Source organism: Vibrio sp. R78045 (assembly GCF_042466085.1).
In the GTDB taxonomy this organism is placed as follows: domain Bacteria; phylum Pseudomonadota; class Gammaproteobacteria; order Enterobacterales; family Vibrionaceae; genus Vibrio; species Vibrio cyclitrophicus.
In genome coordinates this window covers 759,076-783,459 of record NZ_JAXHBS010000013.1, presented here as the reverse complement: position 1 = coordinate 783,459, position 24,384 = coordinate 759,076, and the positions used below count along the sequence as shown (strand labels likewise).

The window sequence follows — 24,384 nt, the reverse complement described above, 5'->3', positions numbered from 1 at the left end:
CCTCTCTCTAACTCAGAAATATCCCAAACGTGTTTCTCTAAACAATACCCTCACACCTCAACACCACCACAAACGCATCCAAATACTGTTCGATAGTCAAATCCGCAGAAACGGGTGGTAATTCTACGGTAATACACGGTAGGTTTCTTTCTTGGCACCAAGTGCCGAATGAGCCTGGGGTTTCGTAATCAACGTCTTCGACGATTGGTAGGTTGAACTGTTTGCCTAACCAAGAGGCGAGTTCTGATTGGTTTGGGTCGTCGACCATGGCGAGAGGTTCGTGGAAAGAGATGACGAACTTGGGTTTGCGTTGCTCAATGAGGTTGATGAGTGACTGCACTTCTGGTTCGAGCTGGTTGGCTTGGCCGGTTTTCACTTTGACATCTCTGACAGGTGTGTGGGAACTCCAGCGATAGACGGTGCCGTTTTCAGTCCAGTTTTGAGTCGGAAAGGCGCGGTTCAAATCGACTTGGTTAGCATTAGCGCGGGTACCTAGCTGATTGCCATCTGGGTTCATCGACAGAATCACATCGTGTCGTAAGTTGGCGGCAGGCAAGCTTCTTAGGGCGCAAGACAAACCCGCGATAGAAGCGGTTTCATCGCCGTGTGTGCCTGCTAAAATCAGCCCGCGAGATTCGCTTTCTATTTGTGCGGGGAAGTAGAGCAAAGGCGCACCTAACACCGATTTTCCATATGACAGCGGCTTTATCGAAAACGCAGCTCTTTCCGTTCTTGGAATTAAACTCACCTTAATCTCCTGATTGATCAAGTACTATCAAATAGTAAAACCAATCGTAGTAAATAACTGTTCACCCTAGCTTGTTAAAAATCTCGATAACGTCGTTAGATTTTTTGATTGTAGAATAACTACTTATCGAAAAAAGCCGCCTTGTTCTCAAGCTTTTTTCCTGCGCTATTTTTGAACACTTACTTACTGTGATTGCTATAACTACTATTTAGATGACCTCTATTTAATAAACCATAGCGTCAAAACTCGTCAACCGTCACATTGTTAATTTTATTACTTGCTTCAAAGATAGGCTAGGAGAGCAAAAAAACATGGATTTTAAAAAACATTCAACGGCTTTACTCATTTCATCTCTATTGACCCCTTTTATCGCAGTGACAGCCGTTGCTGAAACCTTACCTGCTGGTGTTTCATTGGCAAAAGACCAACACTTAGTTCGTGCCAATGATGCAGAAGCGGCGACACTCGATCCTGCGAAAGCTGAAGGCCTGCCTGAAATGCACATTTTACGAGACCTATTTGAAGGTTTAGTGATTCAAGATCGCGATGGCAACATTACTCCTGGTGTTGCGGAATCTTGGGAAACCGAAGACAACCAGACGTTTGTATTCCACCTACGTAAAGATGCTAAATGGTCGAATGGCGATCCGGTGACAGCCGATGATTTCGTGTATGCGATAAGACGTGCGGTAGACCCGAAACTTGCTTCGCCGAATGTTTGGTATCTCAAGCTTACCAAAATCAACAATATTGCTGACGTAGCAGAAGGTAAAAAGCCCGTCGAAGAGCTCGGTATCTCTGCTGTCGATAAACACACGGTGAAGTTCGATCTTGATAGCAAAGTGCCATACTTTGTTGCGATGACGGGTCACACATCTATGATGCCCGTTCATAAGGCAACGCTAGAAAACAGCGATAAGCCGTGGAGCGACCCTAAGCAGTTTGTAGGGAATGGCGCTTTTGTTTTAGATGAGTGGGTGGTTAACGAACGGATTGAACTGAAGAAGAATTCTAACTACTGGGATAGCTCAGATACCAATCTAACCCAAGTGACTTACATTCCGTTCGAAAACCAAAACGCTTCGATTAACCGTTATGCGGTGGGCGAGGTCGATATCACGTCTGACGTACCAACACACATGGCGCAGCAGCTTAAAACCAAATACCAAGATGCGTTTACCGCGGTACCTTTGTTGTGTACCTACTACTACGCGTTCAATACCACGCGTCCACCGTTTGACGATTCACGAGTGCGTAAAGCGGTATCGTATTCAATGATGCGTGATGTGATCACCAATGGTGTCACTCAGGTGGGTAACCTACCTGCTTATACTTTTGCCCATGAGTACACGGCAGGTTTTGATGCGACTCAGCCTGAATACAGCACATGGACTCAAAAGGAACGTGACCAAAAAGCAAAAGAGCTACTGAAAGAAGCGGGGTACGATGCAGCTAATCCATTGGATTTCAAATTGCTCTACAACACCAGTGAGTCGAACAAGTCGATTGCAGTGGCCATCGCTTCAATGTTGAAAGGTAACCTAGGCGCGCAAGTTGAGCTGGAAAACCAAGAGTGGAAGTCTTACCTAGTATCACGTCGCCAAGGTGATTTTGATGTAATGCGAGCGTCTTGGTGTGGTGACTACAATGAAGCGTCGACCTTCTTGAGCCTATTGCGCTCTGAGTCATCGGGTAATTTTGCTCGTTACAACAACGACAAGTACGACTCAGCGATGGACAGCGCATTAGCCGCAACCAATGAGCAAGATCGCCAAAGTTTCTATGATCAAGCCGAGCAGTTACTGGCTGAAGATATGCCTATCGCGCCAATCTATTACTACATGCAGGCCCGCCTAGTGCGACCAAGTGTCGGTGGTTTTGCTAAGAACAACGTTGAAGGGCGCATCTATTCTAAGGATCTTTATATCAAAGAATAGATAATCCTGATGCGAGCTCTGATATGACGAAGCGAAGGCATTGAGTATAAAAATAGAAATAAGAAATAGAAGAAAAGGGACGTTGATCATCAATATCTGATCAATGTCCTTCTGATGTTCTTATTATGAAAATACCTGTTTAACCCTATTTCAGGTAGTGACATATTTCAACTGTTACCCACTTTATTTATAATGGATTAACTAAGAAAGGCAGTAACTTAAAGAACTGGATTATCGCTTATGGAGCTATTTGATTTTTTACTAACCCTTATATCAGTTCGTTCCATAGAACAAAATCTCTCAAGGTAGGAGAAATGGTTCAGAGATGTGATTTGTATTAAAAATTGCTATACTCGGCCGCCTGTATTGTTGCGGTGCTATGCAGTTTAGTGCATTTTAATTTGCTTGATGAAAAATTGAAATGAGAGAAGGAAGGTAGAAAGCAACATGTCATGTTTAATAAAAGCAATATGATATGATTTTCTATCCTATTTAAGGAAAAATATGGATAATTTCCCGTTAGATATAAGAACTCTAAGTATAATTTTCATTATATTCTCACTTATCTTTAGTATTGGCTTGTTATTATTCCAGTCAGCTCAGAAACAAGTTCTGGGGCTTTCCCTTTTTTCATCATCTATGTTCGTGATTGGCAGTGGTACCATACTATTAAGCTTGAGAGGCTCTATCTCGGACTTTATGAGTATTATTGTTGGAAATTTAACCATTGCTTATGGTTTTCATTTGGTACTACATAGTTTGACTGTTTTTCGTCGTCATTCACGTCAGATTGTTCAATATAGTCGCATTGCACTGTTTTTGGTTTTAGTAAGTTTTGTTCAATTTACTTATTACGAACAGTCTATTCAAAACCGCATTATTGTTATGAGTCTCTACTTAGCATTCGTAACCGCAAGTTCGGCTATAGTGATACTGAACGGGAAAAGGAATGATCTTTCGTTGGCTGTAAATATGATGGCTTTGCCTTTTATTATTTATAGCTTTTTTATGACTTTTCGAGCTATAAAAACGCATTTTTCATTGAACGAGATGAATAGCCTTATCAGCGCGAACTACTTAAATGAATATACGTATATTTTAAGTATTATTCTTATTGTATCTATGTCCTTCTCAATGCTTTGGTTGATAAACGCGAGGCTCGTACATTCACTTCAATGCCTTTCACAACAGGATCCTCTTACGGCACTAAAGAACCGTCGAGCTCTGGATCAGGCAGTAAAAAAACATCAAGTACAGGTGAATTATAAGCCGGTTTGCATTGTATTACTGGATATCGATAACTTTAAACAAGTGAACGATCAGTTTGGGCATCTTGTAGGTGACGATGCGATTAAAGCTTTAGCGACAACGGTATTGAGGTTAATCGATTTACCTAATACGGTCTTCCGGCTTGGAGGAGATGAAATTCTTATCTGGTTACCCAATTCGAACCTGGAACGAGCCGCTGCGCTTTCAGAAAAGCTACGCTCGGCGATTCAGAAGATCAGACTTGAGCAACAACCATCCCTGAAAATTACGTCAAGTTTTGGTATTAGCTTGCTATCAGAAAATGAAAATTGGAAAGACTGTGTCGCGCGCGCGGACAGAGCTCTTTATCAAGCAAAGCTCAAAGGACGAAATACCATTGTGATTGAAGAGTCACATAACAATTACTCGATACCAACAAAAGCGGTAAGCAACTCCTAGTTTGACTAAGAGTTAGTTCAGTGGATACCTAGCATTCTCACAAATTGTTTTTGTAATGTTTTAACCTTAAAATTTTTTGTTGCCTAGAGCTGTGATGAAAATTGCCAAACTAAGGTTAAAAAATAAAAGCTCGAACGGTAGATTGTGACTTATGTTAGTGCTACGTTATGGACAATTTATAACATATGAGTCATGACACATTAGATTGAGAGACAGCAGCTAACGATGAATAAGATAAAACGATATCCGGTAAATATAGTACTCAGCTACTTAATACTGTCATCATTATGGGTTTTTTTCTCTGATCTTGCGGTTGAATCACTATCAAATGACTTACAAGAACATGCTTTAGCACAGACAATCAAAGGTCTGATCTTTATCGTTCTGACGTCTACTTTATTGTGGATAATGGTTCGGAAAAATAATCGTGATTTAGAGAGCGCCAACGACCTTGATAGTGTAACTGGACTTCATAGCCCATCAGTTTTTTATCGATATTTAAACAAAAGACTGAAAAAGTCCCAGGTCACTGATCATTATGTCCTCTTCTTACTCGACATTGATAACTTCAAATCTGTCGCTGACCAGATTGGGTTTGAAAACACTAATTCATTTTTAAAAGATATCGCACGATCTATTGAACTTCCTATTGAGCATCTACCGCTTTCGTCTCGGGTACACTCCGATGGTTTTGCGTGTTTAGTCAAACTCAATGATAAAGAAGATATTGAATCCTACATTGCTCTCGTACATCGTAGATTTAACCAATGTGCTTATCGTTATAATACCAACGCAACTTGCTGTATCGGTGCCGCCCTATTTCCTTCGGATGGTCATAATGCCAAACAACTTATGGCGTCAGCGACCCATGCTTTAACGGAAGCAAAAAAAAGCAAAAATTCGATTGAATTTCATGACCCCAAACTCACAGAGCTTGAACGCCAGCGTCAAGAAATGGTGCAAGAGTTACGTAAAGCGATTGATGACAAAGCGATTGATATTGTTTTTCAGCCGAAATACAACATTGAAAATAGACTCGTCTCAGGTGTGGAAGTGTTATCCCGTTGGACGCATGAACGCTATGGTGTTGTTTCACCTGATATCTTTGTCGCGCTAGCAGAAGAGAATCATTTTTGTCGAGATTTGACCACGTTAGTTCTAGAGAAAACTGCGGTACAACTAAGAGCTTGTGGTTTGCTTGGGAGTGTCCTTAATAGTGTCTCGGTCAATATTTCAGCGGTAGAGCTAAATAGCGTGGATGACATGGACCATCTGGATAATTATCTACGAAAGGACCCCGAATTTGCTCGCTTACTTTGTCTTGAAATCACTGAAACCGCTATTTTAAAAGATATAGATCAGTGTGCAATCGCTGTTCAAAAATTAAAAAAGCATGGGGTATCTTTTTCGATAGATGACTTTGGTGTTGGTTACACTTCTTTTGGTATATTCAGTAAGTTGGATGTTGATGAGATTAAAGTTGATCGCAGTTATATCAATGGGTTAGAAGATGATTATCGTTCTAGAGCCATAACGTCTGGGATCATTGATATAGCTCGAGGATTTGGCATTCATGTGGTGGCTGAAGGGGTTGAAAATGCCCAACAGTTGTCAATTTTAAAAACGTTAAATTGCGAACAAGCCCAAGGTTATTATCTTGGCTATCCGGTGCCGTCCAAACAGTTAAAAGAAAGTATCACTTCTGAAACAGAACCATGTTCAGCAACATAACGAGTTTCTTTTCATATTATATGACAGACACTCAGATGACTGATTATCGAGAAGGATTTGTCGGTCTACCAATAAAAAAATCCCCATTCGCTGACAAAACGAATGGGGATTTTAGCTACTAGGGGGTAGTAATTTTATCTTCTAACTTGTTTCAGATTTTAGATAGCCACCATAGTCGCAGCTTTCTTCATTGCTTCCTTCGTTGAACACTCAATCACGTTCGCATTCGCAAAGCGGTGAGCGTCTTTCACTTGAATATCGTGAGCCAAGATAACCAGTCTTGCGTTCGCCACATCTAGGTCAGTGATGCGGTTCTGAATACCGTTTTGCCCTTGAGTTTCTACCTTAATGTTAAGGCCTGCTGCTAAGCCTGCTTTCTCTAGAGCTTTCGCTGCCATGAAGGTGTGTGCAACACCAGAAGGGCAACATGTTACGGCTACGATGTCGTACTCGCCTTCGCCTGCTACAGGAGCTGCTTGAGCTTGTACTGGTGCTTCAACCATGTCTTCTTCGGTTTCAACTGCTACAGGTTTCCAGAAACCAACGATAACCGCTGTTGTCAGTGAACCTAGCGCAATACCGACAACGTACATTGGAATGTTGCTAGATACTGGTGCCGTGATTAGGCCGCCCCACGGTGCGTGCAGTAGAACGTCTGTCATGAAGCCGAATACACAGCCCACGATACCACCGGCAACGATTGAAGGAAGTACGCGCATTGGGTCGTTTGCTGCGAATGGGATAGCTCCTTCCGAGATACCGATAGAACCCATAATTGCTGCTGCTTTTCCTGCTTCTCGCTCTTGTTTAGAGAACTTGTTTTTGAATAGGAAAGTCGCCAGTGCCATGCCTAGAGGTGGTGTACAAATTGCGATGCCTACGCCGCCCATTAGCCAAGGTTGCGTGTCTACTTGAGTTTGAGCAAATAGGGTCGCTACTTTGTTGATAGGGCCGCCCATATCAAACGCCGTCATACCGCCAAGGATTGTGCCTAGAACCATCTTAGATGCGCCAGCCATTGAAGCTAGGAATTCGTTCATTGAAGACATGAACAGTTTGATTGGCTCACCGATGCCCCACAGTACGATACCAGCAGAGATTAACGTGCCTAGAAGCGGGTAGATGAAGTAAGCACCCAGCGCAGTCATGTTTGCAGAAAGCGGGATCTTCTTAAGTTGGAACACCACGCCACCGGCGATAAAGCCTGCCACGATACAACCAAGGAAGCCACCGCCCATGTCAGCCATGATGCCAGAAGAGATCATCGCAGGAGCAAGTGCTGGTTTATCTGCAATTGAGTAACCAATAAAGCCGCCAAGAATGATTGGGAAAAGAACAAGGCCCTTGATACCGATATTAGAGATGTCTGCCAGCAAACCGTCGGCTGGAACCGCACCTTTGCCTGATGCCATGACCGCTAAGGCCAACAGAACACCACCGGCTACGATGAAAGGCAGCATGTGTGAGGTTCCGAAAAGCAGATGGCCTTTCATGGTACTGAGGATTTTTTTATAGTCGCTACTACTATTTCTATTATTAGAATTGCTACTGGTATTCGTAGCTTGATTTGCTAGGGTGCTCATAATTTTCTACGCCTTATGAATTAATTAAAATATCAAGGATTTGATGTTCATCTTTTGCGTTATGGATATTCTGGATAAATTCATCGCTGAATTTTCCAAACAGTTCTTGTAGTACATAAATATGATGGTCAGCACCGTTGTCGGGTGATGCGATCATAAAAAACACGGTTGGATTGATGCCGTCTTCATCGCCATACTCAATGCCTTCACGCTTAACACCGACAGCGATTGCTGGCTCAGTGACAGCCTTGCTTTTTGAGTGCGGATAAGCGATACCGTCCATTGAGGTAATGCTTTGAGATTCACGAATTTCGATGTCTGCCAAGAAGGCTTCTTTATTACTGATTCGGTTGTTCTCAAATAACATACCTGCCAATTCTTCAAACAGTTCTTTTTTATTATTCGCTTGAAGGTTGTTATTAATTAAGTTGACGTTAGTTAGCTGTGTGATCATTTATTAACTCATTCACTTTTGAAGTTCTTGAATTAAAATTAATGGATTAACGGCATTCGCGAAATAGCAAATAAAAGCCCTTCACTGTACATTTGTATCCAGCAAAATTAAGTGTGATTTGCATCATTAATGCAGTGCGAGATAGGTCATATTTGATTATGTTTTTGATACGCCGAGCGACCTCCTCAGAAACAAAAATGCCCCGCATGAGCAGGGCAGTAAGACTTTGTACTGAGTTCTAAGGGAGCTAGCTGTAAGCGCGCGCTACGCGTCCAGCGCAATCCAGTTTATAGCTCTCTGCATAAGCAGGAATGAACACGGACTGGCCTTTCTCTATCACGCAGGTTTCGCCACATTGGTGAGTGAGCACCATAGATTCGTCAAGCGGCAATAGGATCTCGGCACCTTCGGTGGTGATCTGTCGTTGATGTGAGTTTTGCACGATAGAGAACTTAAAATCCTCCACTGGAATTTCGTATTCCATCACATCACCTTGTTCAATAGGGCTGAGCAGTAATCTATCCGCAGGCTTTTCATTAAATCGAGTACAAGAAACCAGCTCATTCACGTCCATGTATTTAGGCGTCAACCCAGCGCGCAACACATTGTCTGAGTTCGCCATGATCTCTAAGCCTGTCCCTTTGATGTAAGCGTGGGGCGTTTCGGCATCCAGATACATGGCTTGCCCCGGCTTTAGGGTGATCACGTTCAATAGCAGTGGTGCGAATAGGCCGACATCACCTGGGTATTGATCTTCCAGCTCTGAAATCAACTGAAACACAGGTGTATCTGAAAGCTTCGCCTTCACCAGCAACATGGTCAGCGCCATGCCTTTTTGTTCACCTTGCAAAGACAATAAGCTCGCGAAGAAGCTCGCTAATCCATTAGGCGTTTGGTCGCCCGCGAGGTCATTGACCATCGAATGCAGTTCGGGAATATCAAGGTAATGGAAGTGCTCAAGAATCTCGTTGATCGACCTAAAGCCATTCATCGCGGTGTAGTCGGTTAGGGCATACACCAGCTCTGGTTTGTGGTTGGGATCCTTGTAGTTACGGTTACCCGCTGTCATCGGAATGCCTTGCTGCTCTTCAAGAGCATATCCAGATTCCGCTTGTTGCTTGTTCGGGTGAACTTGAACAGACAGCGCTTTCTCTGCTGCTAACACCTTGAATAGATATGGCAGCTCACCAAAACGACTTGCTACTTTCTCGCTTAAGAACAGGTTGAGGTTCTTAGAAATCAAGCTCGATAATGTGGTCTGCTGCCCGTTATCAGTGACCATTGAGCAACCATTCGGGTGAGCACCCATCCAGATCTCCGCTTGCGGCTCACCAGACTGGTTATCAATACCAAACAGTTGGCTAAACGAAGAAGGGCTACCCCATGCGTAGTTTTGAATCACGTTGGTCATAGGGTAGAAAAAGCGTTGTACGAACGAATCGTTCGCTAAAGAAAAATCAGACATCGAAATCACCATGAAGGGAAACATGGCTTGAGCTCTATTCGACCTATTTGCAACTAAAGTATTAGCGACTAAAAAAAGGAGAGTAGAAGGGTTCAAGCCATTGGAGTTGAAATGGTTTAAGCCGCTGCTGTCGTTAGCTTGGCTTTGCGTAGATTTTTAAGTGCGATGCAAGTAACCGCAGTCACGCCCGCACCTGAAGCCATACACAGAAGTGCCAGCATTGGGTAGTTCATAGCGCCTAATAGAGCGACAACTGGACCACCGTGGGCAACGCTGTTGGTGATACCAAATGAGAACGCCATTACCGCAGCAGTCATTGAGCCAAGTACGTTGGCAGGGATAACCGACATCGGGTCTTGAGCCGCGAAAGGAATTGCACCTTCAGAGATACCTACTAAGCCCATCGCGCCTGCTGCTTTACCCGCTTCAATTTCAGAAGATTCGAACAGGTCGAACTTACGGCCAAGTCTGGTTGCGATAGCCATACCCAGTGGAGCGACAGGAATTGCACATGCCATTGCACCCATGAACTGAGTTTGACCGCTGGCAATCATGCCGACTGAGAATAGGAACGCCACCTTGTTGAACGGACCGCCCATATCGAAACCGGCCATGCCACCCAGTACGATGCCTAGCAGAACCACGTTGCCTGTACTCATGCTCGTTAGTAGTGCAGTTAGAGCATCCATTAGCCCTGCGATAGGTGCACCGATAACAAAGATGAATAGACCCGCGATGAATAGAGAACCTGTGATCGGAGCGATCATGATAGGCACAAGCGGTTGAACGAACTTGTGGTAGTTAAACGAGGTAATCCATTTAACGAAGTAGCCGACTAATAGGCCAGCGATGATTGCGCCAATAAAGCCTGTACCTGCGTCAGCGCCGTAGAAAGAGCCGTTGTTAGCAATCCAACCACCGATAAGGCCAGGGGTTAGGGCAGGGCGGTCAGCAATCGCGTAAGCAATGTAGCCAGCCAAGATTGGGATCATCAGGGTGAACGCAACCACACCGACTTCTAGAATTTGGTTCCACATGCTGCCAGCAGGAATCGCCATGCCTGATTCACTTGGCTCGCCGCCAATCGCCAGTGCAAGGGCAATCAATAGGCCGCCAGTGACTACGAATGGGATCATGTGTGATACGCCATTCATCAGGTAACGATAAAGGTCTGAACGCGCTTGTGAGGCTTTTTCTACAACAGATTGGTTGGTCGGCGTTTGTTCAGATTGGTAACTAGGTGCGTTGAGCGCTTGCTTAATCAAGTCTTGTGCGTCTTTGATTGGTGCTTTTACGTTGGTGCTGATGACGCGTTTTCCGGCAAAGCGAGCCATGTCGACCTGTTTATCACAAGCCACGACAATCGCGTCGGCGCGTTCGATCTCTTCTTGAGTCGGGCTGTTTTTAACACCAATAGAACCGTTAGTTTCGACCTTGATGTCGTAGCCAAGAGCCGCCGCGCCTTTCTCTAGCGCTTCAGCTGCCAAATAAGTGTGCGCAACGCCAGCTGGGCAGCCTGTCACACCAATGATGAAGCCTTGTTTCTCAACGTTGGTTTCCGTTTCTGAAGGCTCAGGTTTGCTAAGCAGTAGTTCTAATGCTTCTTGTTCAGATTGAGCATTCATAAAGCTTTCAATAAAGCCTTCTTTAATCAGTTTTGAAGAAAGCTCTGCCAATACTTCGATGTGGTGATTATCGCCGCCATCAGGAGAGGCAATCATGAAGAACAGTTTTGATGGCTGACCGTCATCGGCGCCGTATTCGATGCCCTGTTTATGGACGCCGATAACAACCGCGGGTTTGATCACCGCAGCGCTTTTCGCATGTGGCAGGGCGATGCCTTCTTCAAACCCTGTGTTGCCTTGTTCTTCACGCGCCTTAATGTCGGCAAGAAACTGTGCTTTGTCTGAAATTCGACCTTGCGCATAAAGTACGTCTATCAGCTCTTTAAATACGTCTTCTTTTGAATCAGCGCTAAGCGAAAGCTTAATCAAATCTTGATTGATCAATGTTGTGATCATAATGAACCCCTACTCTATTTTTATTTTGTTAGGGGTATTTTGGAATCTATGGCTTAGCTTCTGTAGTGAAGAAAAAATGCATTTACTGGATGATTGTTGCGTTATAAATGGAGTGTGATTTTGATCGGTCGAGTGGTCGTTTTTAGGCTTGTGTTGACAGAGTTTAAGATGTTTTGAGGCTTTTATTTATAAGGGCTTGGGCGTATTTCGTTATCCAGGAAACAACGTGCTTCATCAATTTCCGCACTGGAAATTTATTTCTAAAACTGGATTTTTGTAACCTAGATCTCAAATTGTGATTTTGCTCAATAGCACTATGTTTCACTAAGGAGTATATCTATTCCCATAGCTTTATTGCTGCCCATAAGAGTTTTAAAAATGATATTTCATGACTTAATCTCCTCTGTATTAAATGAGCGAGAACCGTTTCACAACATCTGGTTTGCTGGAGATTTTCATACGCCTCCAGCGTGCAGTTACCAGGTGAACTTTCCACGTTTAGAGTTGGTGCTAGACGGAGAGTACGTTAATGAAATGGAGAGTCATGATCGCAAAATAACCAACGTTATTGCCAAAGCCGGAGACGCAATTTTCATCCCTCCGAACTGTTGGAATAAACCTAACTGGGATACCGACTGTTCGGTGTTGAGCATGCTATTTGGTCGTCGTCAGCTGGGTTTAAGTTTGGTGAGTAAGCGCAAAGGCGAGGAGAGCTTTTACGATATTCAAAAGCACAGTATTCAGACTCGTTCTGGGTTTGCGATTGATAACATTTTGGAGGCGCTAAGTTCGTTAGCGAGAGAGAGTAACAAGCAGCCGATGGATGAGTTATTGTTGCAAGCTCTACTGCAATACAGCAAGACGATGTTGGAAGCGCCCGTAGAAAAATCTCATAGCCGAGTACAGGATGTGTATCAGGGGATCTGTATCTACATTCAAGAGAACTTCCACCGCCAAATAACCCGAGACAGCATTGCCTCTCGCTTTAGCATTTCATCGAACCACTTGTCGCGAATGTTCCGTCAACAAGGCCACATGACCCTGGCGGAGTACATTACCCGTGTTCGTGTCGACCGCGCTAAGTTCATGCTTAAGAAGTACAACTTCAAACTCAATGAAGTGTCAGTCCGCTGTGGCTTTAAAGATGTGAACTACTTCTGCCGAGTATTTAAAAACCGAACAGGAAAAACCCCAACCGAATATCGTGGTTCAATCTAATATACTCTAAAGTTCCCTTTTCTGACCTGAGCTTATACGACCGAAATTTGTATGACTAGAGCATCACTGCTGGCTCTGAGCTGTGGTGGTCACTTACTTTGTGTTTTCCTCTAGTGTTTATTCCTACGCTTCATCTCTAAGCTCGTTTTTCTATTTATCCCACTTCACTAAATACCCCTAATTAATAACATTAAGAGTTAGCTTTGCGAGTTGCTTATTATTTCCGCTCTCTATTAATTGAATTAAACGTGTGAGAGTTGATGTATTAACGCGATGCATTTAATGAATGTTAAGTAAATTAAAAACCACTTATCGAGACGACAAAATCTTGTTATTGTTGTCCGAGTTACTGATTGAGGTTCTTTTAAGTGATTGATTTTAAATGTTTACTTCATGTCGGATTATTCTTTGTTTACTAGCGCGTAATTAATGCCTCGAAATAGAATATTCAGGTTTATATGTCCCATCACAATCTTGACTTATAATACTACAAATTAAATTTTCTATGGATAATATGCTCTTCAGATATTAATAATAAAGAAGACTTAATTCATGGAACTCAATACTCTGATCGTAGGAATTTATTTCCTTTTCCTTATCGCAATAGGTTGGATGTTTAGAACGTTCACCAGTACAACCAGTGACTATTTCCGCGGGGGCGGTAACATGCTTTGGTGGATGGTTGGCGCAACTGCGTTTATGACTCAGTTCAGTGCTTGGACTTTCACCGGTGCAGCAGGTAAAGCGTATGCCGATGGTATGGCTGTCGCGGTAATCTTCCTAGCAAACGCATTTGGTTACTTGATGAACTACCTGTACTTTGCTCCGAAATTTCGTCAACTGCGTGTAGTAACGCCAATTGACGCGATACGCATGCGATTTGGTAGCTTCAACGAGCAAGTGTTTACTTGGTCTGGCATGCCGAACAGTATTGTTTCTGCGGGTATCTGGCTAAATGGCTTGGCGATTATTGCATCGGGCATCTTTGGCTTCGATATGACGACAACCATCGTTCTAACCGGTCTTGTTGTACTGGTGATGTCGGTTACTGGCGGTTCATGGGCGGTTATCGCGTCTGACTTCATGCAGATGGTTATCATCATGGCGGTAACGGTAACGTGTGCAGCTGTGGCTATCGTGCAGGGTGGTGGCGTTACTGAAATCATCAACGATTTCCCTGTTGCAGAAGGCGCGTCATTTGTTTCTGGTAACAATCTGAACTACGTAAGCATCTTCGGAATCTGGGCATTCTTCATCTTCTTCAAACAGTTCAGTATCACCAACAACATGTTGAACTCTTATCGTTACTTAGCTGCAAAAGATTCAAAGAATGCGAAAAAAGCGGCTCTGTTGGCGTGTATTCTGATGACAATTGGTCCAATCATTTGGTTCATGCCACCTTGGTTCGTGGCAGGGCAAGGCGTTGATCTTGCGGCGCATTACCCAGATGCTGGTTCTAAAGCGGGCGACTTCGCTTACCTATACTTCGTAGAGCAATACATGCCAGCAGGTATGGTGGGGCTTCTCATCGCAGCAATGTTTGCAGCAACTATGTCTTCAATGGACTCAGGTTTAAACCGTAACTCAGGTATCTTTGTTATCAACTTCTACCAACCTATTCTTCGTCCAAACGCGACAGAGAAAGAGTTGATGGTTGTGTCTAAGTTGATGTCTTCGGTTTTCGGTGTCGCTATCATCCTTATCGCACTGTTTATCAACTCGCTGAAAGGTTTGAGCTTGTTCGACACTATGATGTACGTTGGTGCATTAATCGGTTTCCCAATGACGATTCCAGCATTCTGTGGCTTCTTCATTAAGAAGACTCCGGACTGGGCAGGTTGGGGCACGCTAGTGGTTGGCGCGATTGTGTCTTACATCGTAGGTTTCGTGATTACCGCTGAAATGCTACAAAACTGGTTCAATCTAGAGCCGCTAACAGGCCGTGAATGGTCTGATTTGAAAGTAGCGGTAGGTCTGATTGCTCACTTAACGTTTACCGGTGGCTTCTTCATTCTGTCGACTTTGTTCTACAAACCATTAGAAGCGTCTCGTCAGAAAGATGTCGATACCTTCTTCAACAACCTTGCGACACCGTTGGTTTCTGAATCAACAGCACAGAAGAAATTGGATAACAAACAACGTCACATGCTGGGCTCACTGATTGCAGTATCTGGTGTGGCAGTAATGGCGATGTTTGCTCTACCGAACCCATTCTGGGGAAGAATGATGTTCGTACTGTGTGGCGGTATCGTGTTTATCGTTGGTCTGATGCTGGTGAAAGCCGTGGACGACTCGGTGGAAGATGCGAAACAAGAGAACAAAACGGCTTAGGTAACTAAACCTACAAGATAAGCCATTTAGAATAGAACGGCTGAGCGTAATTGCTCAGCCGTTTTTTATTGTGTGAACAATGGAGATTATAACCAATGGAGCGAGTAACTTAGTTAATCAAGGAAATGAATTTAAAAGGGAGAGAAGAATTAAATCAGACGTGAAGAGATGTACATCAACAGGGCTTGTAGGTCGACACTGCTTCGGGTCTTTTGTAGACGTTCATTGACCTGATCATGAAGCAGGTTTCTGGTTAGATTAGTGGCCGCCACAATGTGCTCTCGCTGTGGCTTGGTAGGCAGTACCAAAGCGATGGCAACATGCACTTCACCAATGCGTGATGCCCAATCAATAGGATCATCACTGACAATGACTGCAATCGAGAGATCTTGAGTCGATTCAAACATCACATGCGGCAGTGCGATCCCAGGTGACACACACGTCGAAGAGCGTTCCTCTCGTTTAATAAACGCCAGAATCAGTTCATCCGGATCTTGTGGATACACCAGATGAGCAAGCCCTTTCAAGCATTCAAATTTGGTCAGTTGAGTTTGTGCTTTGGCATGGTGCCACTTGATGTCACAAGGCGGGCATATCTGCGGCATGCGCTGGATTAAGTCTTTCGAGAACTCATGGTTCACTTGTGAGCCGACCATGGCGTAATGCTCAGCAATCACATCTTTAAGAACGAAACACGCTAGCTCGGCATCGATGCCAATGGCAGTGATCTGGCACAAATCGCCACGAAGTAGGCCCACTTGCAACATCGCAACAGATTTGGAGAGATCAGCCGTTCGATTTTGAGTGATGTTGATAATTCGGATGGTACTTTTGAATTTCTTTGCTAAGCGGCTAAGTGGCTGCGCAACGTGTGAGTTAGCTGCAGGATCGTCAACGAAGAAGGTGATCTGATATTCGTTCATGAAAGGTTTAGGTTCGACAATGCTTAATAAAGACTTTATCGACACTCAACAACACTTCTTCCATTGGAATGAATAAGGTTTTAGCTGGGTCGAAGCGGCTTGGCTGTTCAATGTCGATATCAGAGACGATCAACACCTTGTCTGCGAGGCTAATGTCCTGTGCAGAGAGTAAGTTTTCAATACCCATAGCGCCTTGTGTTTCAACTTTGATTGAAACGTTGAATTTAGGGGCTGTTTTATTTAAAGCATCAGCTGCCATATAGGTGTGTGCGATGCCTGTAGGGCACGCAGTTACCGCTACAATTCTCATTATTATTCTCGGCTTAATCTCGTCCCTGTTACGTTACATAAGCTACCTTTCAGAAGCTATTTTGCAAAAGCTATCTTGCGTGGGAAATCCAGTATGGAAAGCTCGCATAGGGGAGGGGCGATATTGTTATGGGTTCTGTGGATTTTATGGATTGGCGTTTTTTATTCCAAGGTGAAAGTCACACTCTGAGTTCTTGGTTACAATAATCCAGTTAATGCACCTTTCGTCCTATATATTGAGTGCCCCCACACCGTTAATCTTTTCATCTTATTAACCTCTTTATCTCATTCATTCAAATTGGTACTCGGACGAGGCAGCACATGGATATCACTGACATTATCGAGCCCGAGATTATCTGCTTGGAATTGAAAGCAGACTCAAAACAGGCGGTATTTGAAGAGCTTGTCGAACTGCTCGACCGTGCTGGTAAGCTTTCCAATAAAAGTGAATTCCTTGATGACATTTGGAAGCGTGAGGCCATTGGTAATACGGGCTTTGACGATGGTATCGCCATTCCACACGCGAAAAGTACCGCGGTTGCTAAGCCTGCCGTTGCGGTTGGGATTAGCCGAGCGGGTATTGATTATGGTGCTGATGGTGGTGAACTGTCTGATGTGTTCTTCATGCTCGCTTCGCCTGACAACAATGATGACCATCATATCGAGGTACTGGCTCAGATCTCGACCAAGCTGATTGAAGATAACTTTGTTACAAAATTAAAGGCGGTTGAGTCGGTCGAGGAAGCTCAAGAGTTGTTTCTCGAAGCTAATTCTGAATCGTTCGATAGTTACGCCTCAAGCCATCATGAAGTTTACGTCGAACCACTTAGCCCTTGGGCTCAATCTCTTAATCGTCTAAAAGAACACCTGCTGTACGGAACTTCGCACATGATCCCATTCGTGGTCGCGGGCGGTGTGTTGTTGTCTTTGTCGGTGATGATGTCGGGTCACGGCGCAGTACCAGAGAGTGGCGTGCTGGCAGATATCGCGCAGATGGGCATCGCTGGCTTAACCCTCTTTACTGCCGTATTAGGCGGCTACATCGCCTACTCAATGGCCGACAAACCGGGTTTAGCGCCCGGTATGATTGGTTCTTGGGTTGCGGTGAATCAATACAACACAGGCTTTCTTGGGGCGATAGTGGTCGGCTTCTTTGCGGGTTTTGTGGTGAACCTACTAAAGAAGATCAAGCTGCCAGACAGTATGATCTCGTTAAGCTCTATCTTCATCTATCCACTCGTTGGCACCTTCGTCACTTGTGGGGCGGTGATGTGGGTGATTGGCTCTCCGATAGCTCAAGTAATGCTTGAAATGAACCAAATGCTCACGGGCATGGCGGGTTCAGGAAAGATGGTGCTCGGCAGTATTTTAGGCGCGATGACGGCCTTTGATATGGGCGGCCCGATCAACAAGGTCGCTACACTGTTTGCTCAAACGCAGGTGAATACTCAGCCATGGTTGATGGGAGGCGTCGGGATAGCAATTTGTACACCGCCACTTGGCATGGCATTGGCGACTTTCATATCGCCGAAGAAGTTTAAACGAGACGAACGCGAAGCCGGAAAAGCAGCGGGAATCATGGGAATGATCGGCATCAGTGAAGGTGCGATTCCCTTTGCAGCCGCCGACCCTGCTCGTGTTCTGCCTGCTGTCGTGGCTGGTGGTATTGTCGGTAATGTGGTTGGCTTTATGTTTCATGTGGTTAACCATGCGCCATGGGGTGGTTGGATTGTGCTGCCTGTGGTAGATGGCAAGATTGGCTACATCATTGGCACACTCGCGGGAGCACTAACAACAGCTTTAATTGTGATACTGCTGAAAAAGAATGTGGTCGAAGGTGAGGCTCACTCTAACCAGTTTGCGGGTTGTTCGGTGACAGAAGAAGGGCAAGCGGATGTACTTGCGATCACGTCTTGTCCATCTGGTGTTGCCCACACTTTCCTAGCGGCTAAGTCTTTGGAAAAGGCGGCGCATCATCTTGGGGTTCGGATTAAAGTCGAAACACAAGGTGCCAACGGGATAGGTAATCGCATTACACAAAAAGACATTGAAAGGGCAAGGTTGGTGATCTTCGCTCACGATGTGGCGATTAAGGAAGTCGAGCGCTTTGCGAATGTCAAAACGTTAGATGTCAGCACCAAAGAGGCGATGCTTAATGCGCAGGCGTTGATCATGAGAAAGGTGTAATCCTTAGACCGCACAGTTTATCGGCTCCAAACTAAAAAGACTCCGCTCTAGACCTGTTAAGGTGAAAGTGGAGTCTTTTTGTATTGTGCTCAATCTAACAGGTCAGACGCTAAAAAGGGTGGTATTTAAATACGTCTTCAACCATTGAATTGAGTAAATCGATATCGTCACAGGTTTTTGCGTAGGTACGCAAGCCGGCGATTTGAACCTGAACATGTCGAGCAAGTTGAGCCGGTTCTCGCTCTTTGCTTATCTCACCTAGCTCTTGTGCTTCCGCAATCACTTTAGCAAATTCACCTTCCATGATCTTTAGTGATTTCTTTGCTTCTTCCAATAATTCTGAATGTTCATCAGTGAGTTCAGCAACCGTTTTTGCCAGCATACACATGCCGTTAGGTGAACTCTGTTTAGACTCGACAACAACGCGTCTTACAAAGTTTTCGAGTGCTTGAATGGGCGAGTCAGTTTCATTGCGAAAGCGGTTCAGATTGAGGATGCCAAGTTCGGTATAGCGAGCAAGAGTTTCCTTAAACAGTCCTTCTTTGCTGCCAAAAGTCGCGTAGATGCTTCCCGGGCGCATATCAATCACGTCCTGTAGGTTACGCATAGATGTTGCGTGAAAGCCTTTTTCCCAATACAGGTTAGTTGCTTTGTCTACTACATCTTGTCTATCGAACTTTGCCGTTTTAGCCATAACATCTACTTCATTAAACTGAACACATACTCAATATTTTATGCTGAACGCTCGTTCTAGTAAAGCCACACCAGTAAGAAAACAGGCTGCTTAGTCTAGTTATTTGCTAAATGATTGAAACAAAATGGCTAGTGTGTAACTGCAGGCTGCAATTTATGCGTCAACAACTTCTACGGTTTTATGTTGCGCACCGTAATAGGTGCCTTCATCAATGGTATACATTAAAATTTCATCGCATTCTGGGCAGTTGAATTCTTCGTTGGGTTCAATTGCTGCCTCTTCTACCCATTCCCATCCAATGTTTTGTTCGCAAGCAGGACAATCCATAAAAAACCTCTAATTATGCATCTACGTTAATTTTACGAGCTCGGCATTATACATAGTTGATGTTGAATATATAGACGGTCGTGAGGACATAGCTTGATAAGGCTTGTACAGTTAGTGTGGTCTACCACTTTGTGGTTATGTAAAATCTGTCAATTTTCAGTCACTTGCGCCGGAAAAATGTTGAAGATCGTATTTGTTTTCCGCTTAAGTTGCATAGCTAACAGTTTTATAAACAAGTCAATGAGTTCTACAAGGTTAAGTGTTAGGTTTATCGATTGCCGCCGATAGGGAATGGTAATTACTAAAACTGAATAATTATATGATCTCAACAAGGGCACATTGATATATAAGTGTGTCTAATTACAACCAGAAAGAGATTTGTTAGCTGCTAGGGAATAAAAATGAAATTAACCGATATGTCTTTTAAGCAAAAAATCATCGCTTTGCTTATTTTGCCGATCTTAGGCTTTCTATGGCTTAGTGTTTCTGCGATATCAAAAGGCGTAGAGACCACCAGTGAAATGTCATCATTAAACCAACTGACGCGTTTGTCGGTTGTATACAGTGAATTAGTGCACGAGTTACAGAAAGAGCGTGGAATGACTGCCGGTTTTATCGGCTCACAGGGTACTCAGTTTGTCAGTGAACTACGTTCACAAAGAGCAAGTGCGGATACTCGACGTGACCAGAGAAGCGAATATTGGCAGTCGGCTGATATCGATTTACCGCAAATCACAAAGTTGAATACAGAAATCAGCCGAAGCCTCAATCAGATCACTTCTATTCGTAATCGAGTCGACTCTCAATCTATCCCACTTTCTGAGGCTCTAGGTTACTACACTCAACTTAACGCAAAGTTATTGAGCGTATCGGCATTGATTGCAGAGTTGAGTTCGGATGCCACCATTACTACAGAAACCATCGCTTACTACAACTTCTTGCAAGGCAAAGAGCGTGCTGGTATTGAACGTGCTGTACTCAATAATACCTTCTCTAAAAATGAGTTTGGCCCGGGTATGCTTGTGAGGTTTATCTCTTTAATGACTGAGCAAAATACCTATTTCTCTAACTTTAAAGTGCTGAGCACCCCAAGCAATGTGAGTTTTTTTGAGCAACAATTGAATGATCGATCTGTCGCAGAAGTTGAAAAACTTCGACAGCTTGCACAATCGAAAATGAGTGGTTTTGATGTTGACCCTGTTTACTGGTTTGCACAATCAACGGCGCGTATTGTTCAGTTGAAGAAAACAGAGAACCAGTTAGCTGATTCACTGATCGCACTCACGGAACAAAAAACGACAGAAGCGCAGACTGCCATGATGGCGAGTATCGCGATGTTTGTTGTGATTACTTTGTTTGCAACTTTTGTTAGCTTCAAGGCTATAACCGATCTAACCACACGAGTGAAAGACCTTACTTTAGTGCTTTCAAAAGTTCGTGATGATAATGATTTGACAGTTCGTGCGACTTACGTAGGTAGCAGCGAGCTTGGCCAGATATCTTTATCGCTTAACGAAACTTTAGAGAAGTTCTCGCAGGTGATCGACAACTTGTCTCAATCGAGCTTAACACTCGCTTCGGCAGCAGAAGAGACGGCGCAAACTTGCCAATACAACTCCAATACCTTGGTTGAGCAACAAAACCAAATTGGGCTGATTGCAACGGCAACTGAGGAGCTTTCGGCAACCGTGAATGAAGTCGCGGCTAAAACGCAGCAAACGGCGACTTCGGCGAAAATGGTGGATCAACAGTCACAAGAGGGCTTGAGCACGGTCCAACACTCTTATGAATCGATTGAAATCTTAGCGTCTGAGATTAACGGCTTAGCTGAGAAAATTACTCATCTACACGAAAGCAGTAATAATATTAATAGCGTGATCGATGTGATTAAGTCGGTTGCTGATCAAACAAACTTGTTGGCGCTAAACGCTGCGATCGAAGCGGCTCGTGCTGGTGAACAAGGTCGTGGTTTCGCTGTTGTAGCTGATGAAGTCCGTACATTGGCTCAACGCACTCAAGAGTCGACGTTGGAAATTGAAGGCTTCATTAGTTCGCTACAGTCTGATGTACAAACAGCGTTCAATGTGATTGATAACAGTAAAAAAATGTCATCAAGAGCGGTTGAAGATTCGCGAGACGTAGAACAAACGCTACAAGATATTTCTGGTGCTGTGAGCGAGATATTCAGTATGACAGAGCAGATTGCAACGGCAACAGAAGAGCAAGCGGTAGTGACACAAGACATTGCTCAGAACGTAGTGGCGGTAGAGCAGAAGTCGACAGAATCTACGACGGGCGCGACTCAAATTGCGGCGACAGCGAAAGAACAAGCAGAATTGGCAACATCACTAAAAGAACTCTCGAATACGTTTAAGAGTTAATTTTTCCGAGATCATGGCTAATGGCTAATGGCTAATGGCTAATGGCTAATGGCTTAAAGTTAAGAGTTAAGAGCTATCTTACATAACGAAATGTCCCGCTTAGTGCGGGACATTTTTTAGGGTTGAAGCGGCTAAGACTGCGCTTTATAAAAACGACAAGTTAAAGCTCAAACAATACGTCAGTACGAATAATGTATTTAGTCCCAGAAAGTATTGGTGCTGAGCCGTGTATACAATGGGCAGGGTGAGTACCGTGAGGAAAACATAGGACACTACCACTAGGTGTTTTAACCGATTCTATATCCGCATTCTCATGCCTTTGACGACGAGCAGGCTTACTCGGGTCGTCACGGTTAACCATGAATTGGGTTTCACCACCGACGAAATCATCACTCAATAGAAGCAAGAAAGTATACATGCTCCAACGGTCGCCAAAAGAGTCATCGATCAGTTCTCCACCGACAACTTGACTACCGGGCCAAGAGCCATCGGTGTGCATTTTAAAGAAATCCCCTTCATCGTAGCGATAAAATCGAAAACGACCGTTGATTCCAAGTGGTTTCACACCAGCAAAATGGTCGTACTTATCAACGAAATGATCTTTGCATCGGTTCCAGATGATTTCGAGTGTTTTAGGATCGGCGATCAGGTTGAGGTTTCGGTTATGGCGTATTTCTCTTGGCAATGAAACTGCGGCATCTTCTGTGAAACCAAGTTGGTTCGCTTCATCAAGTATCCGCTTAACCTCTTCAGGAAGAAGTACATCTCTTAGCTGGAAAGCTCCAGGTACATTGTTTACTTCAATGCGTGATACTGCGCTGACGCTGTCATTAAGTGAAAATGGATTAGCCGATTTTGGTGCCCAGACTGGTAGGTCACTGCACTGAGTGCCTGCTTCTCGTCTAACAACGTAGAATTTCTGTTCGTTATTCATTATGAATCCTTATTTTGAAACTACTTTCACTTGAGCAAATTGACGATGACCATCTACTGAACCGTGGTAGCCAAGGCCACTCTGTTTCGCACCAACCCAGGGAGCGTCACCACTACCGCCCTGACCTTGATTGATGCCAACCATGCCAGCGTCAAGTTCATCAGCAACCTCGTTGGCACCTTGGTTGCCGAATACCACAGCTCCCAATCCATACTCGCTGGCATTAGCACGTTCGATTGCATCATCAATGTTGGAGTAGCGAGTGATAGCGACCACTGGTCCAAAAGTCTCTTCTGTTTCTAACTTCATTTCAGGAGTCATTCCAGTGATAACAGTAGGACGGATATAACGATCTGGTTGTTCAATCCCGCCTAGAAGGAAAGTTGCCCCTTTTTGTTGTGCGTCTTTTAATTGTTCAACGATTTTTCCATGCTGCGTGGCATTGATGATCGGTCCTATGTTTACGTTAGGCATATCCCACGGGCCAATCTGGTACATGTTGGCGATCTCGGTGACACGTTGTTCAAATTTTTCAGCGATACGATCATCAACATAGATACGTTCAATCGAAGTACACATTTGTCCTGAGTTCTCAAAGCTGCCTGCGACGGCAAAGCGAGCTGCTTGTTCTAGGTTGGCATCACGCATCACTATCATTGGGTCTTTGCCACCTAGCTCCATGACCAAGCGTTTTACCTTGCTCGCTGCGCGTCGCATGATGTCTTGGCCTGTTGCTTTTGAGCCAGTGAACGCGATCATTTGGATGTCGCCTTCGACTAATGCCTCACCAGTTTCTCGGTCGCCATGCAAAATTGTTAATACGCCTTCGGGTAGGTGTTTTTGCAGCTCACCAAAGAATGCTTCAGCGATGAGAGGCGTTTCTTCTGAAGGTTTTAAAATCACGCTATTGCCCGCGACCAGTGCTGGCACAATGAGGTTGTTTGCCATCATCACAGGGTAGTTCCAAGGAGATATAACTCCGACAACACCTAGTGGGCGGTATTGAAGCTCTGTTGACCCTGACAATTTGCGAGTGTTGAGCGCGCGGTGTGCTTCTTCTGCATAATGCTGCCCCATGTAAATTGCGCCTGTTGCTTCACCAGTGGCGCGTCGGATATCTTTACCCATTTCGCGAGCAAGTAGTTCTGAGAGGGAATCTGCATACTGATCAAGGTGTTGGTAAGCTCTAATAATGGTTCGCACGCGCTCATTTATCGGGAGTTTTTTCCATACCTTTTGTGCTGACTTTGACTGGCGGATCGTTTGAACGACTTCATCTCTAGAGGCGCTATTGACTTCACCAAGCAGTTCTCCATTACTAGGATTAAAAGATTGAATAGACTTGCTCATGTTTACCAACTCCGTTTAATTTTTCGTATATTTTTTCTATTTAATTACATATCTACATAGCTAGATATTGAGAAATTTCGATAT

Annotated in this window: 18 protein-coding genes; 7 read left to right on the top strand and 11 right to left on the bottom strand. The window is 44.2% G+C overall.

Annotation, left to right across the window (positions count from 1 at the left end):
- Positions 1-37: 37 nt before the first annotated feature.
- Positions 38-739 (bottom strand): murein tripeptide amidase MpaA, encoded by a 702-nt coding sequence (gene mpaA / locus SJY39_RS14110; protein ID WP_230554750.1) that lies wholly within the window; start codon positions 737-739, stop codon positions 38-40.
- A 320-nt stretch (positions 740-1,059) separates the two neighbouring features.
- On the opposite strand from mpaA, the gene SJY39_RS14105 reads away from it, so the two are divergent.
- The 3 genes from SJY39_RS14105 to SJY39_RS14095 all read left to right on the top strand — a co-directional run bounded on the left by SJY39_RS14105 (position 1,060) and on the right by SJY39_RS14095 (position 6,123).
- Positions 1,060-2,685, top strand: coding sequence for an ABC transporter substrate-binding protein (locus SJY39_RS14105; RefSeq protein ID WP_016766993.1), 1,626 nt, complete (start codon positions 1,060-1,062; stop codon positions 2,683-2,685).
- 504 nt (positions 2,686-3,189) lie between these two features.
- On the top strand, positions 3,190-4,392 hold the full coding sequence (locus SJY39_RS14100) for a diguanylate cyclase (RefSeq protein ID WP_010432905.1): 1,203 nt from the start codon (positions 3,190-3,192) through the stop codon (positions 4,390-4,392).
- A 225-nt stretch (positions 4,393-4,617) separates the two neighbouring features.
- Positions 4,618-6,123 (top strand): bifunctional diguanylate cyclase/phosphodiesterase, encoded by a 1,506-nt coding sequence (locus SJY39_RS14095; protein WP_016766994.1) that lies wholly within the window; start codon positions 4,618-4,620, stop codon positions 6,121-6,123.
- Between the two features lie 158 nt (positions 6,124-6,281).
- Here SJY39_RS14095 and SJY39_RS14090 read toward each other — a convergent pair whose 3' ends face one another.
- The 4 genes from SJY39_RS14090 to SJY39_RS14075 form a co-directional block, all read right to left on the bottom strand.
- Positions 6,282-7,706 carry a fructose-specific PTS transporter subunit EIIC gene (locus SJY39_RS14090; protein WP_029203050.1) on the bottom strand — a complete coding sequence of 475 codons (1,425 nt, stop codon included), beginning with the start codon at positions 7,704-7,706 and terminating at the stop codon, positions 6,282-6,284.
- A gap of 13 nt (positions 7,707-7,719) precedes the next feature.
- A complete protein-coding gene (locus SJY39_RS14085) occupies positions 7,720-8,160 on the bottom strand; it encodes a PTS sugar transporter subunit IIA (RefSeq protein WP_372275190.1) in 441 nt (146 codons plus the stop codon).
- Between the two features lie 247 nt (positions 8,161-8,407).
- A complete protein-coding gene (manA, locus tag SJY39_RS14080) occupies positions 8,408-9,625 on the bottom strand; it encodes a mannose-6-phosphate isomerase, class I (protein ID WP_010432916.1) in 1,218 nt (405 codons plus the stop codon).
- Positions 9,626-9,741: 116 nt separating this feature from the next.
- The gene (locus tag SJY39_RS14075; protein ID WP_016793195.1) at positions 9,742-11,646 is read right to left on the bottom strand and encodes a fructose-specific PTS transporter subunit EIIC; all 1,905 of its coding nucleotides are present in this window, start codon (positions 11,644-11,646) and stop codon (positions 9,742-9,744) included.
- 378 nt (positions 11,647-12,024) lie between these two features.
- On the opposite strand from SJY39_RS14075, the gene SJY39_RS14070 reads away from it, so the two are divergent.
- Entirely contained in the window at positions 12,025-12,864 is an 840-nt protein-coding gene (locus tag SJY39_RS14070) for a helix-turn-helix transcriptional regulator (protein WP_016767000.1), read from the top strand.
- Between the two features lie 552 nt (positions 12,865-13,416).
- Entirely contained in the window at positions 13,417-15,195 is a 1,779-nt protein-coding gene (locus SJY39_RS14065) for a sodium:solute symporter family protein (RefSeq protein WP_010432926.1), read from the top strand.
- Positions 15,196-15,344: 149 nt separating this feature from the next.
- Here SJY39_RS14065 and SJY39_RS14060 read toward each other — a convergent pair whose 3' ends face one another.
- Both SJY39_RS14060 and SJY39_RS14055 read right to left on the bottom strand, forming a co-directional pair.
- Positions 15,345-16,118, bottom strand: coding sequence for a PTS sugar transporter subunit IIA (locus SJY39_RS14060; protein WP_016767002.1), 774 nt, complete (start codon positions 16,116-16,118; stop codon positions 15,345-15,347).
- A gap of 7 nt (positions 16,119-16,125) precedes the next feature.
- A complete protein-coding gene (locus tag SJY39_RS14055; protein ID WP_010432939.1) occupies positions 16,126-16,428 on the bottom strand; it encodes a PTS fructose transporter subunit IIB in 303 nt (100 codons plus the stop codon).
- 320 nt (positions 16,429-16,748) lie between these two features.
- Here SJY39_RS14055 and SJY39_RS14050 point away from each other — a divergent pair, with 320 nt between their 5' ends.
- Positions 16,749-18,614: a fructose-specific PTS transporter subunit EIIC gene (locus tag SJY39_RS14050; protein ID WP_016785551.1), complete on the top strand. Its 1,866-nt coding sequence runs from the start codon at positions 16,749-16,751 to the stop codon at positions 18,612-18,614.
- 109 nt (positions 18,615-18,723) lie between these two features.
- Here SJY39_RS14050 and SJY39_RS14045 read toward each other — a convergent pair whose 3' ends face one another.
- The gene (locus tag SJY39_RS14045) at positions 18,724-19,308 is read right to left on the bottom strand and encodes a TetR/AcrR family transcriptional regulator (RefSeq protein WP_010432944.1); all 585 of its coding nucleotides are present in this window, start codon (positions 19,306-19,308) and stop codon (positions 18,724-18,726) included.
- Positions 19,309-19,461: 153 nt separating this feature from the next.
- The gene (locus tag SJY39_RS14040; protein ID WP_010432946.1) at positions 19,462-19,635 is read right to left on the bottom strand and encodes a hypothetical protein; all 174 of its coding nucleotides are present in this window, start codon (positions 19,633-19,635) and stop codon (positions 19,462-19,464) included.
- A gap of 401 nt (positions 19,636-20,036) precedes the next feature.
- On the opposite strand from SJY39_RS14040, the gene SJY39_RS14035 reads away from it, so the two are divergent.
- On the top strand, positions 20,037-22,016 hold the full coding sequence (locus SJY39_RS14035) for a methyl-accepting chemotaxis protein (protein ID WP_010432949.1): 1,980 nt from the start codon (positions 20,037-20,039) through the stop codon (positions 22,014-22,016).
- Positions 22,017-22,176: 160 nt separating this feature from the next.
- Here the strand turns inward: SJY39_RS14035 and SJY39_RS14030 are convergent, their stop codons facing one another.
- Both SJY39_RS14030 and SJY39_RS14025 read right to left on the bottom strand, forming a co-directional pair.
- The gene (locus SJY39_RS14030; protein ID WP_010432952.1) at positions 22,177-22,950 is read right to left on the bottom strand and encodes an oxidoreductase; all 774 of its coding nucleotides are present in this window, start codon (positions 22,948-22,950) and stop codon (positions 22,177-22,179) included.
- A gap of 9 nt (positions 22,951-22,959) precedes the next feature.
- Complete coding sequence (locus tag SJY39_RS14025) at positions 22,960-24,300, bottom strand: aldehyde dehydrogenase (protein ID WP_010432954.1); 1,341 nt, start codon at positions 24,298-24,300, stop codon at positions 22,960-22,962.
- Positions 24,301-24,384: the final 84 nt, after the last annotated feature.

Coding starts and splice junctions, on each gene's coding strand:
- SJY39_RS14095 (WP_016766994.1), top strand. CDS start 4,618: ATGAATAAGATAAAACGATATCCGGTAAATATAGTACTCAGCTACTTA.
- SJY39_RS14050 (WP_016785551.1), top strand. CDS start 16,749: ATGGATATCACTGACATTATCGAGCCCGAGATTATCTGCTTGGAATTG.
- SJY39_RS14035 (WP_010432949.1), top strand. CDS start 20,037: ATGAAATTAACCGATATGTCTTTTAAGCAAAAAATCATCGCTTTGCTT.
- SJY39_RS14030 (WP_010432952.1), bottom strand. CDS start 22,950: ATGAATAACGAACAGAAATTCTACGTTGTTAGACGAGAAGCAGGCACT.
- SJY39_RS14100 (WP_010432905.1), top strand. CDS start 3,190: ATGGATAATTTCCCGTTAGATATAAGAACTCTAAGTATAATTTTCATT.
- SJY39_RS14055 (WP_010432939.1), bottom strand. CDS start 16,428: ATGAGAATTGTAGCGGTAACTGCGTGCCCTACAGGCATCGCACACACC.
- SJY39_RS14045 (WP_010432944.1), bottom strand. CDS start 19,308: ATGGCTAAAACGGCAAAGTTCGATAGACAAGATGTAGTAGACAAAGCA.
- SJY39_RS14105 (WP_016766993.1), top strand. CDS start 1,060: ATGGATTTTAAAAAACATTCAACGGCTTTACTCATTTCATCTCTATTG.
- manA (WP_010432916.1), bottom strand. CDS start 9,625: ATGTCTGATTTTTCTTTAGCGAACGATTCGTTCGTACAACGCTTTTTC.
- SJY39_RS14075 (WP_016793195.1), bottom strand. CDS start 11,646: ATGATCACAACATTGATCAATCAAGATTTGATTAAGCTTTCGCTTAGC.
- SJY39_RS14040 (WP_010432946.1), bottom strand. CDS start 19,635: ATGGATTGTCCTGCTTGCGAACAAAACATTGGATGGGAATGGGTAGAA.
- SJY39_RS14065 (WP_010432926.1), top strand. CDS start 13,417: ATGGAACTCAATACTCTGATCGTAGGAATTTATTTCCTTTTCCTTATC.
- SJY39_RS14025 (WP_010432954.1), bottom strand. CDS start 24,300: ATGAGCAAGTCTATTCAATCTTTTAATCCTAGTAATGGAGAACTGCTT.
- SJY39_RS14090 (WP_029203050.1), bottom strand. CDS start 7,706: ATGAGCACCCTAGCAAATCAAGCTACGAATACCAGTAGCAATTCTAAT.
- SJY39_RS14060 (WP_016767002.1), bottom strand. CDS start 16,118: ATGAACGAATATCAGATCACCTTCTTCGTTGACGATCCTGCAGCTAAC.
- SJY39_RS14085 (WP_372275190.1), bottom strand. CDS start 8,160: ATGATCACACAGCTAACTAACGTCAACTTAATTAATAACAACCTTCAA.
- SJY39_RS14070 (WP_016767000.1), top strand. CDS start 12,025: ATGATATTTCATGACTTAATCTCCTCTGTATTAAATGAGCGAGAACCG.